Source organism: Leptolyngbya sp. FACHB-321, assembly GCF_014695975.1.
Taxonomy (GTDB): Bacteria; Cyanobacteriota; Cyanobacteriia; order Leptolyngbyales; family Leptolyngbyaceae; genus Stenomitos.
Window position 1 is genome coordinate 1 of record NZ_JACJPI010000085.1, and the last position, 15,779, is coordinate 15,779.

The 15,779-nt window shown below is 51.7% G+C and carries 9 protein-coding genes and 1 pseudogene; 8 read left to right on the forward strand and 2 right to left on the reverse strand.

Features of this window, described 5'->3' with window-relative positions:
* Positions 1 to 2,780 (reverse strand): NB-ARC domain-containing protein (locus H6F76_RS27990; protein ID WP_190513289.1); only part of this gene is annotated, 2,780 nt, incomplete at its 3' end.
* A gap of 147 nt (positions 2,781 to 2,927) precedes the next feature.
* On the opposite strand from H6F76_RS27990, the gene H6F76_RS27995 reads away from it, so the two are divergent.
* From H6F76_RS27995 to H6F76_RS28015, 6 genes and pseudogenes are all read left to right on the forward strand, one after another.
* Positions 2,928 to 4,238 (forward strand): C1 family peptidase, encoded by a 1,311-nt coding sequence (locus H6F76_RS27995; protein WP_190513291.1) that lies wholly within the window; start codon positions 2,928 to 2,930, stop codon positions 4,236 to 4,238.
* A 136-nt stretch (positions 4,239 to 4,374) separates the two neighbouring features.
* Positions 4,375 to 4,692, forward strand: coding sequence for a protease inhibitor I42 family protein (locus H6F76_RS28000; protein ID WP_190513293.1), 318 nt, complete (start codon positions 4,375 to 4,377; stop codon positions 4,690 to 4,692).
* A 227-nt stretch (positions 4,693 to 4,919) separates the two neighbouring features.
* A pseudogene (locus tag H6F76_RS31650) lies at positions 4,920 to 5,456 on the forward strand (CHAT domain-containing protein); the annotation flags it as partial.
* Between the two features lie 183 nt (positions 5,457 to 5,639).
* Positions 5,640 to 6,320 (forward strand): hypothetical protein, encoded by a 681-nt coding sequence (locus H6F76_RS31655; RefSeq protein WP_347276148.1) that lies wholly within the window; start codon positions 5,640 to 5,642, stop codon positions 6,318 to 6,320.
* The gene (locus tag H6F76_RS28010) at positions 6,308 to 8,548 is read left to right on the forward strand and encodes an NB-ARC domain-containing protein (protein ID WP_190513295.1); all 2,241 of its coding nucleotides are present in this window, start codon (positions 6,308 to 6,310) and stop codon (positions 8,546 to 8,548) included. Before H6F76_RS31655 ends, H6F76_RS28010 begins: the two co-directional genes overlap by 13 nt.
* 218 nt (positions 8,549 to 8,766) lie before the next feature.
* Positions 8,767 to 9,138: a DUF4189 domain-containing protein gene (locus tag H6F76_RS28015; RefSeq protein WP_190513297.1), complete on the forward strand. Its 372-nt coding sequence runs from the start codon at positions 8,767 to 8,769 to the stop codon at positions 9,136 to 9,138.
* Here the strand turns inward: H6F76_RS28015 and H6F76_RS28020 are convergent.
* Positions 9,117 to 9,467 (reverse strand): hypothetical protein, encoded by a 351-nt coding sequence (locus H6F76_RS28020; protein WP_190513299.1) that lies wholly within the window; start codon positions 9,465 to 9,467, stop codon positions 9,117 to 9,119. The genes H6F76_RS28015 and H6F76_RS28020 overlap by 22 nt on opposite strands.
* Before the next feature lie 259 nt (positions 9,468 to 9,726).
* Here H6F76_RS28020 and H6F76_RS28025 point away from each other — a divergent pair, with 259 nt between their 5' ends.
* Both H6F76_RS28025 and H6F76_RS28030 read left to right on the forward strand, forming a co-directional pair.
* Complete coding sequence (locus H6F76_RS28025; protein ID WP_190513300.1) at positions 9,727 to 11,976, forward strand: AAA-like domain-containing protein; 2,250 nt, start codon at positions 9,727 to 9,729, stop codon at positions 11,974 to 11,976.
* Positions 11,969 to 15,703: an AAA-like domain-containing protein gene (locus tag H6F76_RS28030; protein ID WP_190513302.1), complete on the forward strand. Its 3,735-nt coding sequence runs from the start codon at positions 11,969 to 11,971 to the stop codon at positions 15,701 to 15,703. The genes H6F76_RS28025 and H6F76_RS28030 overlap by 8 nt, the downstream gene beginning before the upstream one ends.
* The last annotated feature ends 76 nt before the right edge of the window (positions 15,704 to 15,779 follow it).

The window sequence follows — 15,779 nt, forward strand, 5'->3', positions numbered from 1 at the left end:
TCACTACCGCTCGCGAGGGTTTCGCCATCAGGGCTAAAGCTAACCGAGGTGACAATATCAGTATGCCCTTTGAGCACCTTCGTACACTCCCCCGTAGCCACATCCCAGAGCCTGACTTGTTGGTCTTTGCTACTACTCGCCAAGGTGCCGTCATCGGGACTAAAGGCGATCGATGACACCCAATTACTATGAGATTCTAGCGTCGTCAAACATTGCCCCGATCGTACATCCCAGAGCCGCACCGTCTGGTCATCACCACTGCTTACAAGGGTTTGCCCATCGGGGCTAAAGTGAACTAACCAGACTTGATGGGTATGATCCTGGAATGTTTGCAGGCATTGTCGGGTCTGCACATCCCATAGGCGCACCGTTTTGTCTTCACTGCCCGTAGCCAGCAGGCGACCATCAGGACTAAACGCGACTGCCCACACTTTCGCCTTGTATGCCGGTAACGTTCCCAGGTTGTCTCCCGTATGGAGATTCCAGAAGGTCACCGTTTGATTGTCACTCCCCGTCACTAACGTTTTGCCATCGGGACTCAAGGCTGTGGCTAAAACCCAGTTGGTATGGGTGGCGATGGTTTGCAAACATTGCCCAGATTGAGTATGCCAGAGTCGAATCGTGCGATCGTCGCTGCTACTGATCAATGTTTGCTTGTCTGGATGAAAGATGACGGTTAACACGCGATCAGTATGAGCGTGTAGCACTTGCAGACATTGCCTGGTTGCCACATGCCATAAGCGAATCGTGTGATCATGGCTGCCGCTGGCTAACAGTTGTCCATCAGCACTAAACGCCAGGGCTTGCACACCACTGGTATGTCCTCGCAAGGTTTGCAGACATTGCCCTGTGGACACATTCCAGAGCCGAATGGTTTGGTCGTTACTGCCACTCGCTAGCAAACTGCCATCAGGGCTAAACGCGAGACATAACACCCAGGCAGCATGTCCTTCCAGGGTGGCTGTCTGCCGTTTATCTGCCAGTTGCCAGAGCTGAATGGTGCGATCGATCCCGGTCGCCAGCAGGTTTCCCTGTGGGCTAAAAACGACCGCTAAAATATCACCGCGCGTTTGTGTAAACACGGATCTAGTGAAATCTGCACCCGTAAAATTGACGTGATGCAAAGGCACACCCTGCAAGTACACCTGCCAGAACGTCAGGTTTGAAAAGTCATAGCCACTCAAATTGATGTCTAACTGACTGAAGAGTTTGAGTAGGTTTCCTGCGGCATAACCCGGTTGTGGTAAAGATCGGGCTTTGAGGGTGGCTAAGGCCTGATCTAGACACTGCTTTATAGCTGCTGGGCTCCCTAATCGCACGAGCAACTGAGCCAACAGTGGTTGGAGTAGCAGCCGCATCTGAGTCTGTCGCAGGTAGTCTTCAGTTTGAGCCTTGCTGAATGCGTACCGATCGCACAACGCCAACTCGCCGTTCACTAGCTCCTCCCTAGCCTGTGTGATTAAGCGCTCTGTGACGTATTCCATCACCACAGGCTGTTGGGTAAAGCGCTTCTTTTCAGTGAGTGCTACTTTTTCCACCAGGGATCGCTGTTGCAGGGATTCCATCGCTTCCAAGAGTGACCGTGGCGCGATCGCAGGCACGATGTCTTGTGCCAATGCAGCCAGCGAAATCCCTTCCCGGTTAATGGCAAGCCAGTACATGACCTGCTGTTCCGGGCCTGACAATCGCTCGAACTGTTGAGCTAAAAGGTCGGCGATGTCGCCAAAAACAATGGTGCTGTGCTCCAGAAAGGCAGCAATATCACCCTCAAACAGTTCCTGAATGGTGGTGGCAACAATCTTGAGTGCCAGGGGGTTGCCGCCGTAGTGCTCTATGAGCGATCGCCCTGCTAGTTCTGTCAGGGTAAAACCCTTCTCAGCTATCAGCTTTTGCCCGTCTGCCTCAGGTAAGCCAGCTAACTGGAGTGATCGGATGGGTAAAGCGCTGCCTGCTTTGCTGCCCAAACCTCGTGGCGGTTCGCGACTGGTCAGCACCAAACAGCTTTGATGCCGCGTCTGTCCGATGCTTTCCAGCAGTGGTCCGTAGCCTTCATAGCCTTCCCGATAAGCACCAGCCCGTCCCTCTGCCACCAAAAGAGACTCGACATTATCCAGCACCAACAAACAGCGCGAGTGCCGCAAGTAGTCCAGCAGCTTATTAACTCTGCCACTGAAGCTCTCTGGTAAATCAAGCTGCCGACGAGATATTACGCCTAACCAGTCTGCCAGCACCTCTTGTACGGGTGGTGCATTGCGGAGCGATCGCCAGATGACAAACTCAAACTCATCCTGGAGCTGTTCCGCCAGCCGGACGGACAGTGCCGTTTTGCCAATGCCACCCATACCCAAGAGCATCACGAGTCGGCACCGATCGTGGCAAAGCCACTGCGCCAACGTGGCAAGTTCCGCTGCACGACCGTAGAACAAGGAGACATCCAGTGCTTCACCCCAATCGATCACGGGAGTTGGGGGTTGGGAGCTAGAGGGCGATAGCAGGGATGCTGTGGGGAGCGTACTTGCTTCTTTTACTTCTCGTGGTGGCTCTTGTGCCTCAACCGTAGTGAAGTCGGCAATGTCTTCTGGATTGAGCGACAGCCGCTGGCACAGTTCCACAAAGGTGGCGCGATCGACCGGTTTGCCCGTCAGAAAGTTGCTCACTGTGGCAATCGCTAAGCCTGCCTCTTCAGCGAGGGCGCGCTGGTTGACAAACCCACTCCGTCTGACCGCCAATTTCGCTGGCTCGATCCAGTCTTGACGCACCCTGAGCGACCTGGTTGACATTAGATCGTCCTGTGAGGAGTGCTCAAATTCTAGGCGGAAACGCAAGCAGTCACAAGTCAGTACAAGCCAGTACAGCTCAGGTCTGAACTCAGGTGGCAGGAGCGTTTGATGAAGGGGTAGAGCAAATCATTTCGCAAGAAGGTTTTTATGACTTCACTTCAAGCCCTCAATGCTTCGCTACAGGCTGCTGGTGCCCAGTGGGTGGCAGACGCAACACCACTTTCAAAACTAACGCTGGCTGAAAAGGCTAGGCGTTTGGGTGTCGTGATCGATCGAGCAGCGCTGGCGAAAGCAATGGCTCCTCGCGCCCAAGTGGAAACGCCTAAGTTTGAGCGCGAAGTGGATTGGCGCAACCGTAACGGTAATAAAGTGACACCTGTTAAAGATCAAGGAGAATGTGGTTCTTGTACGTCGTTTAGCGCTGTAGGAGCAGTCGAGTCAATCGCGCTGATTGAGTTGGGTCAAGTGCTCAACCTGTCTGAAGCAGATCTGCACTTCTGTTCAAGTCATGGAGCAACCTGTGACGGCTGGTGGCCAGATGCCGCTTATGAGTCTTTCCGCACTCGCGGCGTGACTGATGAAGCGAATTGCCCCTACACCAATGCTTTTAACGGCTCGAATCCAGTTTGCCATGTGGCAGATGATCGAGCGGCTCATGTGGTCAGGATTACCACGTCAACGGCGCTGCAAAGTGTCGTTGCTCGGAAGAATTGGCTGACGCAGGTGGGGCCCTGCGTGGCTGCTTTTCATGTCTTTGACGATTTCTTCTCCTACCGTAGCGGTGTGTATCAGCACGTCTCAGGCGCGGAAGTCGGCTTGCACAATGTTGTGATCATTGGCTATTCAGAAGCGGAGCAATGCTGGATCTGTAAGAATTCTTGGGGTACAGGCTGGGGTATGCAAGGCTTCTTCAAAATTGCCTATGGAGCCGCAGGCATTGATACGGAGTTTCCCTTCTGGACAGCGCGCGGCGTGAAGCTGCCGCCCCCTCCACCAGATAATGGTATCCGGTATGACGGCATTTGGGTGCCTGCTAACGATGGTAGACCGATCGTGTGGGGCTGGACGTTTGAGCATCTCCAGAAGAAAAACGGAGAGTGCTACAGCCAGGGCTATCGATTGACGCATCAGCAACGCTATGACATCGGTGGCGGGCAGATTCGCTACGACGGCATCTGGACACCTGGCAACGATGGTAGACCGATCGTCTGGGGCTATACCTTCGAGGACTTTCAGAAGAAAAACGGGGAGTTTTATGGCAATGGCTATCGGTTGACGCATCAGCAACGCTATGACATCGGTGGTGGACAGATTCGCTATGACGGCATCTGGACACCCGGTAACGATGGTAGACCGATCGTCTGGGGCTGGACGTTTGAGCATCTCCAAAATAAAAATGGCGAGTGCTACAGCCAGGGCTATCGATTAATGTCTCAACAGCGGTACAAGATCAACTAGTCGTTCGATTGAGTGCGAATGCGATCGCCCCTTGCACCTAAACTTCAAGGGCGATCGCTCTACCAACTCACGTCTCTCGTCGTGAAAGCCTGACAATCTTTAGAACTGCTTACCTTTACCAAAGTCTGCAAGCAACATGGACATTCCCACCAGTCTTAGCCTTGAGGTCGGCGAAACGTATAGCCTGACACTCCCTGGACTTGCCACTGCAGGCTATCAATGGACGTATGAAATGACCCATGAGGGTGGTTCTGTGGTTGCTATAACCGCCGTACCATTGACAGCGAGTCGCCACGAGTCAGCTCAACCCGCTATCGGTACTAACCGAGACGAAAGCTTTGAGATTCAAGCACTGAAAGCAGGACAAGCAACGCTTCGGTTTAAGCAAGCGCGATCGTGGGAAGAAAACCAGCCGCCGCTCAAGGAATATCAGATCGAAGTAGTGATTCGATAGCTGGCGATTGCCCTTCCTAAAAAGCTTAGTTGGTCAGTCCAAGCCTCTTTGGGCAAGCGTTGTCAATTAAATGTGAAGAAAAGGCGGAATGTGTCCACCTGGTCTTAAAGATTTCTCTAATATTTTCTCAAGCAGGATTAAAGCCGTTAGCTCGATTCATCTGTATTAGTGCCCAAGAGTTAAGCACTGCTTGCAAGTGCAAGCTCTGACAGAACCAAAAATTAAGTCAACTCAAGGAGAGCATCGTTGTGAACAAGGTTAAGATCCTCATCCTCACTGCTAATCCCCGCAACACTGATCCCCTCCGGTTGAATGAAGAAATCCGCGAAATTGAAGCCGAGATGGAACGAGCAAGGCTCCGCGACCAGTTTGAGATCATTAGCAAAGGAGCGGTTCGGGTCAGCGACCTGTCTTATGCTTTGCTACAACATCAACCGACGATCGTTCACTTCTCTGGGCATGGAGCAGGCGAAGACGGTTTAATCCTGGAAGACGACAACGGACAGGTGAAAGCAGTGCTCACCATCCCCCTAGTTGAATTGTTTAGGCTGAGTAAAGCCACAGTCAAATGCGTCTTCCTCAATGCCTGCTATTCCAAAGTTCAAGCCGATGCCATTTACCAACAGATCGATTGTGTAGTTGGCATGACAAAAGCGATCGGTGACAAAACCGCCATCCAGTTTGCGCCTAAATTCTACGCTGCTCTTGGTCATGGGCGATCGTTTCAAGATGCCTTTGACTATGCCAAAAATGTTCTGCAACTCGATAAAAACCCTGAAGTCGCCACTCCTATCCAGCAAATTCGTCAAGGAGCCGCCAACCTCTTCCCTTCAATTTCCAGCGTCAACAATTTACTGCCTTTCTCGCCTCATAAACAACAAGGTAAAAGATTAGTGCTAGTCTTAACTGCCGATATTAATGAGATGCACAAACCGCTGGTAGAAGCAATGGTTGCTCATTTGCAAAAACTCTCTGGGGATTCATCTTTAACGTTGACAAGTATTGAGGTAGGTAGTGTCAAACTCATTCTTGATGGCTCAGATGAAGGATTTGCTCGAATAGAGTCTCTTGTCCAATGTAGACAGCTTAATGAACTACGGGGCTTTCCGATTGAAGACGTATACTATATAGCCAAAAACATACAGGCGAAACAGTCTAAAACTTTTGGTGGTGGGGATAGTGGTTCAGCCTTTTATGCAAGAGATGCCGAAGCGGCGTATCATGAGCCTCGACTATTTGATCTTCCAGCCAGTTCATCGCAATCGATCGGCAATATCTCAATTACAGGCAACAGTAATGCCTCTAACATACTTCAAGGGGATAGCAATACCGTATCCCAAAATATTAATCATTCCACCGCTACTTCATCTGATTTACAAGCGGTGATCGCTGCACTTGCCCAACTCAAAGAAGCAATCGCTAACACCGATGCTCTCGGTTCCTATGAGAAGAAGAGAACAAAAGGTGACGTTGATTTTATTGAAGAGGAAGTACAGAAACAAAGACCTGACAAGTCTGGGATCGCTCAAGCGATCGCGGCTTTGAAGCAATCCCTATCGGGTGTTGTCACGTTAGCAGAACCCGTAACAAAAGTTGCTGAACTAATTGCAAAAGCTTGGATGGTATAGCCATGACTCAACACAATTCCCAGCCTCAACCTAGTCGTCAGTATCTTATTGGTGATATTCAAATTTCAGGCAATAACAATGAGTCCAACTTCGTTCAGGGCGATAACAACCATTTTTTCAAGTATGAAATCACGCCTCAAGGAGGGGTGGTTAACATTCTGCCGCCAGAGCAAGCGCCTCGGATTACGGCTCGACCAGCACCGATTCGGTTGCGTCCTCGTGCTTTTTCCAAGCTGCTCGGACGAGAAAAAGAGATTGCCCAGGGTGTTACTGCGTTTAAAGCATCACAAACAATCGAACTTTATGGTTCGGTAGGGATCGGTAAATCAGTCCTGCTGCGGCAACTTGCTCACCATGGAACTGCTGAATCCTTGCAACATTTTCCGGATGGTGTGATTTACTTTCATTTGCTGCGTGAGGAGCCTGTTGAAGATTTGCAGCAAAAACTATTTGAGGCTTTTTACGACAGCGATCGCCCCTTCAAACCGTCTGCTGTTCGAGTTCGGCATGACTTACAAAATAAGCGTGCCCTGATCCTCCTCGACAATGCCAAACTATCCCGCAAAGACATTGAGAAGCTAGGGGAAACTGCACCGAATTGCGTTTTTGCTTTTACATCGTTAGAGCGCAGTCTATGGGGCGAAGAGCAACCGATTCAGGTCAGTGGGCTTTCATCGAATGCGGCTCTGGATTTAATAGGGCAGGAATTAAAGCGATCACAATCGTTCACAGATCAAGAACAAGCCGCAGTCACAGCAATTTGTAGCAGTCTTAACGGACATCCCCTTGAGATTTTGCAACAAATTGTAGGAGTGCGCGAAAGCAAGGAATCGTTAGCTGATGTCGCGCGGCGAGTTCAAAGGAACCCCTCACAAAAAGCTCGAATCGAACACTTGCTCAAGCCTCTTGATCAGCAAAAGCGTTCTATATTGGCTGCACTGGCGGCTTTAGGAGGAATTGCGATTTCAGCCAAGCAAGCATTAGCGATCGCAGACGAAGGCACAGCATCAGATCTTGGAGACTTGGAAAAGATGCACCTTGTGCAACAGGAAGATTCTCACTACAGTTTGAGTACAAATTTGCTGAGTTCTATTGAACAGATAGAGAATCTAACTCCTTATATAGAGAGGGCTGTATTCTTTGTCACGAAATGGGCACAGAACACGACTCCTGAAAAACTGCAACAAGAATCTGAAGCAATCTCTTATCTATTGCAGTGGTTAATTAAGCAAGGCCGCTGGAGTGATGTTCTTTTGCTAGGCAAACCGTTTGAAAGTGCATTAGCGCTCTCAGGACAATGGGAGCTTCAAGCACAGGTGCTCCAGCGGTATGCACAAGCAGCAGAAAATTTGGGCGATAACTCTGCTGTTGCATGGGCATTGCATCAATTGGGCGTTCGTTCACTTGGTCTTGGTAAAACGTCTAGAGCACAGAACTTGCTAAATAAAGCGTTTAAGCTGCGGCAGGAATTGGGAGATCTACGTGGAGCAGAATTAACCCAACGGTGTCTAAATTTCAAATTTCCTACTGTTCCTCCAATTACAGATTTTCTTGTTCCGATCCCACCTCAACCTTCACCTTCGACAGACCTTCTGAGTAAGGCGCTTGTACCTGCTTTGGTAGGGGTAACGGTTTTATCTCTTCTAAGTTATGAACTCTTCAAATCGCATCAAGAAACAGCAAATCTTCAACGAGAAAATCAGGAGCTAAGAGAGGAAACAGTCCCCTTAAAGGAGAAAGCATCTACCAGTTCTAGCCATGAAAGTGAATTGATGCTAACCATTGAAAAAATCACGAAGGAACGTGGTTCCTTGCAAAAAGAAAGAGATGACGCGAGTAAAAGAGCAGCAGAATCTGACAAAAGAGCGAAGAATGCCGAACAAAACATGGAAGCTTTAAAGAAGCGTCCAGATCCTAGCGTCCATAATGAAGAACCGAAGCAAAGCAATATAGGCATCAACAATCAACTCTTTACTAAATACATGAATGTAAATAGCTGCCTCTCTAGGGCTAATCAAGCTGTAATGCAAGTAGCAACTCGCGATATTCGATCAGATAATAGTTCTTTCTCTGGGACTGTGGATTCATCTAAATCGATCCTTGTAAACATCCGTTGTTTAAGCGTAATGGATCACTCAGCGGCTGTGATTTCAGTTGTTTTTTCTGAGGGGGACGAAAGTACTGCGGACTCGATAGCAAGCAAAGTATATCAATACTTCCAAGAGTGAGAAGATTAGCGCTATATACTTGTAATGTAGAGGTCATTTACCTCATAAAATTTCTGAATACAAACTTGGCTTGTTTCAATTGTTATACAGATATTAGAGGTCATAGTTCTACCAATTTGAGTAGTAAGCAATTACCTTTGATAAACTTACCTTTCTCCTCATCTTTGTTTCAAGTCCAAGATTTTTATCAATTAAGTAGACATTAGGAGAATCAACTCATGCTGAAACAGTTTTCTATTCTCAATTTGATTGTATGCCTATTAGTTGGAACACTTCCATCTGTACCTCAAGCGCAGGCAGCCAGCGCGGTTGCAGAAGACAGTGAGGGCAACTTATTTGCCAATTCCGACTCAACCGTTAATCTAGCTTCTGGTGGTGCTATGGCAGTTTGTCTCCAGCAAGGCAAGGGAGATTGTGTAGTGCGTGGAACTGCCCGCGGGCGAGGTTGGGCAGCGATCGCCAAAGGCGGAGGCAGGGTTAGCTGGAGCTACGGTCACAATACCCGCGCTACCGCAGTTCAATCTGCACTTAAAAAATGCACCTCTGATGCCTGTCGGATTGTGTTGGTTTATTTGGATGACTCTCCTTGAGGCTCATCAATCTGTGAGCAAACATGCTGAGCGATCGCTCCTGAAAAAAGAGGCGATCGCTCTTTGATATGAATGTGAAGAATCAGAGGTGAAATCGTGTTTGAGTAAAAGGATTTATCTTGGTTACGGCGATCGCTGAGTTGAGGAGCGATCGCTTCTTGCTGGAGAGACGATCGGCTGATGTCCAGTATCAAGCGACGTTTGACGACCTGTTTGCCAAGGGCTATCGATCGACATTCTTTGTAGTTACGGAGTTTCGTCATAGTGCTGTGAAGCAGGCTGTCAACATAGGGTGATCGCGCACTGCCAATCAGGCCTTGTGCGATCACCCTTAATGCAAAACGCCTGCCGCTCGTACGTCCGCTCTCAGCTAATTCTCAAGTGCTGCCATGACCACAAAATTCTTTACCATGATCAATAATCATTGTTGAGGAGTGAAAGGAGCAGGGAATTTTCAAGGCAGCCGCTGTCCATGCTCTAGAGTTGATTCAATAAGATCCGGGCTGAACACACAGCTAGACATCGCCTCGACCAGTCATTGCTTCGTTACGGTTCTGCCAGCCTCCCCTTAGAAGGGTCTTCATTGTCGTGAAAAAGATCCTGATCCTGACCGCTAACCCAAAGAACACTGACAAACTCCGCCTAGATGAAGAGGTGCGAGAGATTGAGGAAGGCTTGCAACGATCGCGCAGTCGAGAACAGTTTGAAATTATTGCGAAGTGGGCGGTTCGTCCTGATGATTTACGGCGCGCGCTGTTGGATCATGAACCGCAAATTGTGCATTTTTCAGGACATGGAGCTGGGGCTGAGGGCTTAGTCCTAGAAAACAATGCTGGACAAATGAAACCGGTGAATGCGCAGTCGCTCGCACGGTTATTTAAGCTGTTCCAGGAAAAAGTCGAATGTGTGCTCCTCAATGCCTGCTACTCAGAAGCTCAAGCTGACGCCATTCACCAGCACATTCATCATGTAATTGGGATGAGCAAGGCGATCGGCGATCGGGCCGCCATCGAGTTTGCCGTGGGTTTTTACGATGGGCTGGGAGCCGGACGCTCCTATGCCGATGCCTTTGAGTTTGGTCTTTCAGCCATTGACCTGGAAGGCATTCAGGAAACAGCAACACCCCAGTTCAAACAGCGAAGCCCATCAACCGCTCAGGCTCTCTCTCCTTCTACCCCCCTAAGTGTTACCGAACGCCCCCCTGACCCCTTACCAACAGCCGACGTTGCAGAGTTAGAGACACAGCCGATCGCCCAAACCCAGTCGAGCGCACAGCCATCAGGAGCGAGAACCCGATCGCGCCTCTTCATCAGTTACAAGCGTGGCGTAGAGCCGGATGAACGTCTTGCCTTAGAGCTTTACCAGGCCTTGAGGCCATCCCATGATGTTTTCATCGATCAGACGATGGTCATTGGCACGCCCTGGGCCGAACGGATTGAGCAGGAACTCCGGCAATCCGATTTTCTGATTACGTTTCTCTCGGCTCAGTCTGTTCCCAGTGAGATGGTGTTGGGCGAAATCGAGACGGCCTATCGCCTGATGAAGGAGTCGGGTAAACCCGTTATTTTACCGATCCGGTTGGGCTATCGAGAACCCTTTGTCTATCCCCTCAGCGCTTACCTGAATCCCATCAACTGGGCGCTGTGGGAAGGGGAAGGGGATACACCGCGTCTGCTGCAGGAAATCATGCAGGCGATCGCGGGCGGTGACCTGTCCATTCGGAGCGAGCAATCGAAAGCGGAGTTGCTCCAACCGGTTGTGCAAGCGCTACCACAACCACTGTCGTCAGCACAACCTACCTCTGTGAGGGCAAACCCTGCCATGACGTTGGAACCCGCCGAGGGGACGATGGACCCGGAGTCTCACTTTTATGTAGAGCGCCCTTCCGATGCGATCGCGCTGTCTACCATTCGGCAGCAGGGGGTCACACTCACGATTAAAGGTCCGCGCCAGATGGGCAAAAGTTCCTTGCTGATGCAGGCGATTGATGCCGCGCTGAAAGCTGGGAAGCAGGTTGTGTTTTTGGACTTTCAGTTGTTTGACCAGGACGTTTTGAATGCTGCCGATGTCTTCTATCGGCAGTTCTGCACCAGTCTGACGGAACAACTCAACATTCCGGATCGGGTGACGGATTACTGGCAGGAAAGTGGCGGTAACATCCAACGCTGCACGCGCTATATGCAAACCCATGTGCTCAAGGAAGTGGGTGGTCCCTTAGTCCTGGCGATGGACGAGGTAGACCGCATGTTTGATGCCGACTACCGCTCCGACTTTTTCAGTATGTTGCGGAGCTGGCATAATAATCGTGCCCTACCAACGTCTCGGATCTGGAAGCAGTTTGATCTGGCACTGGTAACCGCTACCGAGCCGTACCATTTGATTGCCAACCTGAACCAATCGCCGTTTAATGTGGGCGAGGTCATTCTGCTGGCAGACTTTACCGCTCAACAAGTCAGCGATCTGAACCAACGACATGGCTCTCCTTTCACCCCAGCCCAGGAGCTTCAGTTGATGGCTTTACTGAATGGGCATCCGTATCTGGTACGACGGGCACTTTACCTGGTAGCCAGTCAGCAGCTGAGTGTCGAGACGTTGTTGGCTCAAGCGGCGACTGACCGCGGTCCCTTTGGCGACCACCTGCGCTATCACCTGTTCCGCATCTATGACAAACAGGAGTTGGTGCGGGGGCTGCTCCAGGTACTGCGCGACAAGGCTTGCCCCGATGAGCGCATTGCCCGCTTGTTAGTTGCAGCGGGTTTGGTCAGTCGAGACGACCAGCGAGTGCTGCCCCGTTGCCAGCTTTACGCTGACTATTTCCGGGAGCATTTGCATGGCTGAGCCCACCATCTACACCGTTGGCGGTACGGTCCAGGCGAATGAGCGGGGCTTGTATATTGCCCGGCAAGCCGATGCGGAGCTACTCCAACTATGTCGAGATTCGACTTTTGCTTATGTCCTGACACCCCGCCAGATGGGTAAGTCCAGTCTGATGGTGCGGACGGCTGAGCAACTGATCGAAGCGGGGGTTCAGGCGGTCATTATTGACCTGACTCAGATTGGCACGCAACTGAGTGCCGATACCTGGTACAGCGACTTTCTGAATCTGGTGGCCAGCCAGCTCGTGTTGTCTACGAACGTGAAGCAATGGTGGCAGGACCATGCTCAAGCGGGAGTGACGGTGCGACTGACCCGTTTTTTTCAAGAAGTGGTGCTGGCAGAAGTCGCAGAACCGATCGTCATTTTTGTCGATGAGATTGACACCACCCTCAGTCTGGACTTCACCGATGACTTCTATGCGGCCATTCGTTATCTCTATGTCGCCCGTTCGACTGATTCAGCGCTACGCCGTTTGTCGTTTGTGCTCATTGGGGTGGCGACCCCAGCGGATCTGATTCGTGACGCTAAACGGACGCCCTTTAATATCGGTCAACGGGTAGACCTGACGGATTTTACGGCTGAGGAAGCGTTGCCCCTGGCAGCGGGGTTAGGGTTGCCTCCAGAGCAAACTCAACAGGGACTGGGCTGGGTCTTGAAGTGGACGAGTGGACATCCCTATTTGACCCAGCGGCTTTGCCGTGCTCTGGTGGATCAGCCGCCCACTGGTTGGACGGAGACAGCAGTGGCTCTGGCGGTGACACATACCTTCCTGGGTCGCATGAGTGAGCAAGATAACAACTTGCAGTTTGTGCGCGACATGTTGACCAAACGTGCCCCGCACCCACTAGAGCAGGAGGTGCTGAACACCTATCGCGCAATCTATCGAGGGAAACGATCGGTCCTGGATGAAGAACAGAACCTGGTAAAGTCGCACCTGAAGCTGTCGGGGGTGGTGCGCCGAGAGGGCAAGCACCTGGTGGTGCGAAACCGCATTTACCGCGAGGTGTTTAACTGGCAGTGGATTCAGGAGCATTTGCCGGAGAACTTTTGGCAGCGGTATCAGCCCGTGCTGAAATGGGCTATCCCAATGACGGTCGCCTCTTTTTTGGTGGCTGGGGTGATGACCGGGCTGGCTCAGGAAGCCCAACGGCAGAAGCAAGAAGCTCTACAGCAAAAGGGCATTGCCGAGCAAAAAACGTTAGAAGCCGAACAGCAAAAGGCGAAGGCCCTGGAGAGTGAAAAGAAGGCAAAAGACGCACTGGGGAAAGAACAGGCGGCAAACCAGCAGAAACTCAGCGCCTTAAAAACCGCAGAGACCCAAAAGCAGCGCGCCCAAGAGCAAGCCCAGATCGCTCAGCAACAGCGACAACTGGCAGAGCAACAAGCGACCATTGCTCAGGAGCAGACCCGCCGGGCAGAAACTCAAGCGAGGATTGCCCAGACAGAAAAGAACCGAGCGGAACAGCAAACTCAGATTGCTAGACAACAGACACTGATAGCTCAGTTACGGGGGCAGGCAGCCATAGCGCTGAATCTACTACCCACTGCCAATGCAGTTTCAGGCTCGATTTTGGCAATCGACACCTTGATTAAGAGCAAGTCACTGCCAACCGTGGAGATGATCGCCCAATCTAGCTTGCTCAGTGCAGTGCAAACGGCACAAGAAGTCAATCAACTGCAAGGGCATACGGATTTGGTCAGTTCGGTGGCCTTTAGCCCCGATGGCAAGCGCCTCGTCAGTGGCAGTGGCGACAATACGGTGCGGCTGTGGGATGCTCAAACCGGTCGACCCATTGGTCCACCCCTGCAAGGGCATACGGATTCGGTCACTTCGGTCGCCTTTAGCCCTGATGGCAAGCGTCTCGTCAGTGGCAGTGACGACAATACGGTGCGGCTGTGGAATGCCCAAACCGGTCAGCCCATTGGTCCACCCCTGCAAGGGCATATAGCTTCGGTCTGGTCAGTGGCTTTTAGCCCCGATGGCAAGCGTCTCGTCAGTGGCAGTATAGACCAGACAGTGCAGCTGTGGGATGCCCAAACCGGTCAACCCATTGGTCCACCCCTGCAAGGGCATACGGATCCAGTTTATTCAGTGGCCTTTAGCCCCGATGGCAGGCGTCTCGTCAGTGGCAGTGCAGACGATACGGTGCGGCTGTGGAATGCTCAAACCGGTCAGCCCATTGGTCCACCCCTGCAAGGGCATACGTCTTCGGTCTGGTCAGTGGCCTTTAGCCCTGATGGCAAGCGTTTCGTCAGTGGCAGTTTTGACCAGACAGTGCGGCTGTGGAATGCTCAAACCGGTCAGCCCATTGGTCCACCCCTGCAAGGGCATACGGCTTTGGTCTTTTCGGTGGCCTTTAGCCCCGATGGCAAGCGCCTCGTCAGTGGCAGTGGTGACAGTACGGTGCGACTGTGGGATGCTCAAACCGGTCAGCCCATTGGTCAACCTCTGCAAGGGCATACGACTTCGGTTACTTCGGTCGCCTTTAGCCCTAATGGCAAGCGCCTCGTCAGTAGCAGTTATGACAAGACAGTGCGGCTGTGGGATGCCCAAACCGATCAGCCCATTGGTCCACCCCTGCAAGGGCATACGAATTCGGTCACTTCGGTCGCCTTTAGCCCCGATGGCAAGCGTCTCGTCAGTGGCAGTGGTGACACTACGGTGCGGCTGTGGGATGCTCAAACCGGTCAGCCCATTGGTCCACCTCTGCAAGGGCATACGGCTTCGGTCACTTCGGTCGCCTTTAGCCCCGATGGCAAGCGTCTCGTCAGTGGTAGTGAAGACGATATAGACGATATGGTGCGGCTGTGGAATGCCCAAACCGGTCAACCCATTGGTCCACCCCCGCAAGGGCATACGGCTAGGGTCTTTTCGGTCGCCTTTAGCCCCGATGGCAAGCGTCTCGTCAGTGGCAGTTTAGACCAGACAGTGCGGCTGCAGGATGCCCAAACTGGTCAGCCCATTGGTCCACCCTTGCAAGGGCATACGGCTTCGGTCAATTCGGTCGCCTTTAGCCCTGATGGCAAGCGTTTCGTCAGTGGCAGTTTTGACCAGACGGTGCGGCTGTGGGACGCCCAAACTGGTCAACACATTGGTCCACCCCTGCAAGGGCATACGAATTCGGTTCATTCAGTGGCCTTTAGCCCAGATGGCAAGCGTCTCGTCAGTGGCAGTGGCGACAAGACAGTGCGACTGTGGAATGCCCAAACCGGTCAACCCATTGGTCAACCTCTGCAAGGGCATACGGCTTCGGTTCATTCAGTGGTCTTTAGCCCCGATGGCAAGCGCCTCGTCAGTGGCAGTGGCGACAAGACAGTGCGACTGTGGGATGCTCAAACCGGTCAGCCCATTGGTCAACCTCTGCAAGGGCATACGGCTTCGGTCACTTCGGTCGCCTTTAGCCCTGATGGCAAGCGTCTCGTCAGTGGTAGTGACGACAAGACGGTGCGGCTGTGGGATGTTTCCCCAGAGAGCTGGCTGGCAATTGCCTGTAATCGGCTCCAGTACCATCCGCTGCTAAATCAGCCAGAGACCCTTACCAGTGACCCAGATTTCCTACAGATCGCGCAGCGTTCTAGAACTGTTTGCCGACAACGGGTGTGGCATCGTTCAACAGCTTCCAGTCAGGCTCCAACAACCTGGTTTGAGGACGTGTTCCACCGCATTGCCAGTATCTTTGGCGGATAACCACAGGTCGAAAAAACAATTGAGGGTCAAGTTTTCTCCAAAGGCGACCACCCTATTGCACCCCCAGCAAAAGCGT

What these genes read in the sequence shown, in the direction of transcription:
- H6F76_RS27995 (WP_190513291.1), top strand. Translation starts at nt 2,928, where the DNA reads ATGACTTCACTTCAAGCCCTCAATGCTTCGCTACAGGCTGCTGGTGCC.
- H6F76_RS28000 (WP_190513293.1), top strand. Translation starts at nt 4,375, where the DNA reads ATGGACATTCCCACCAGTCTTAGCCTTGAGGTCGGCGAAACGTATAGC.
- H6F76_RS31655 (WP_347276148.1), top strand. Translation starts at nt 5,640, where the DNA reads ATGGTTGCTCATTTGCAAAAACTCTCTGGGGATTCATCTTTAACGTTG.
- H6F76_RS28015 (WP_190513297.1), top strand. Translation starts at nt 8,767, where the DNA reads ATGCTGAAACAGTTTTCTATTCTCAATTTGATTGTATGCCTATTAGTT.
- H6F76_RS28030 (WP_190513302.1), top strand. Translation starts at nt 11,969, where the DNA reads ATGGCTGAGCCCACCATCTACACCGTTGGCGGTACGGTCCAGGCGAAT.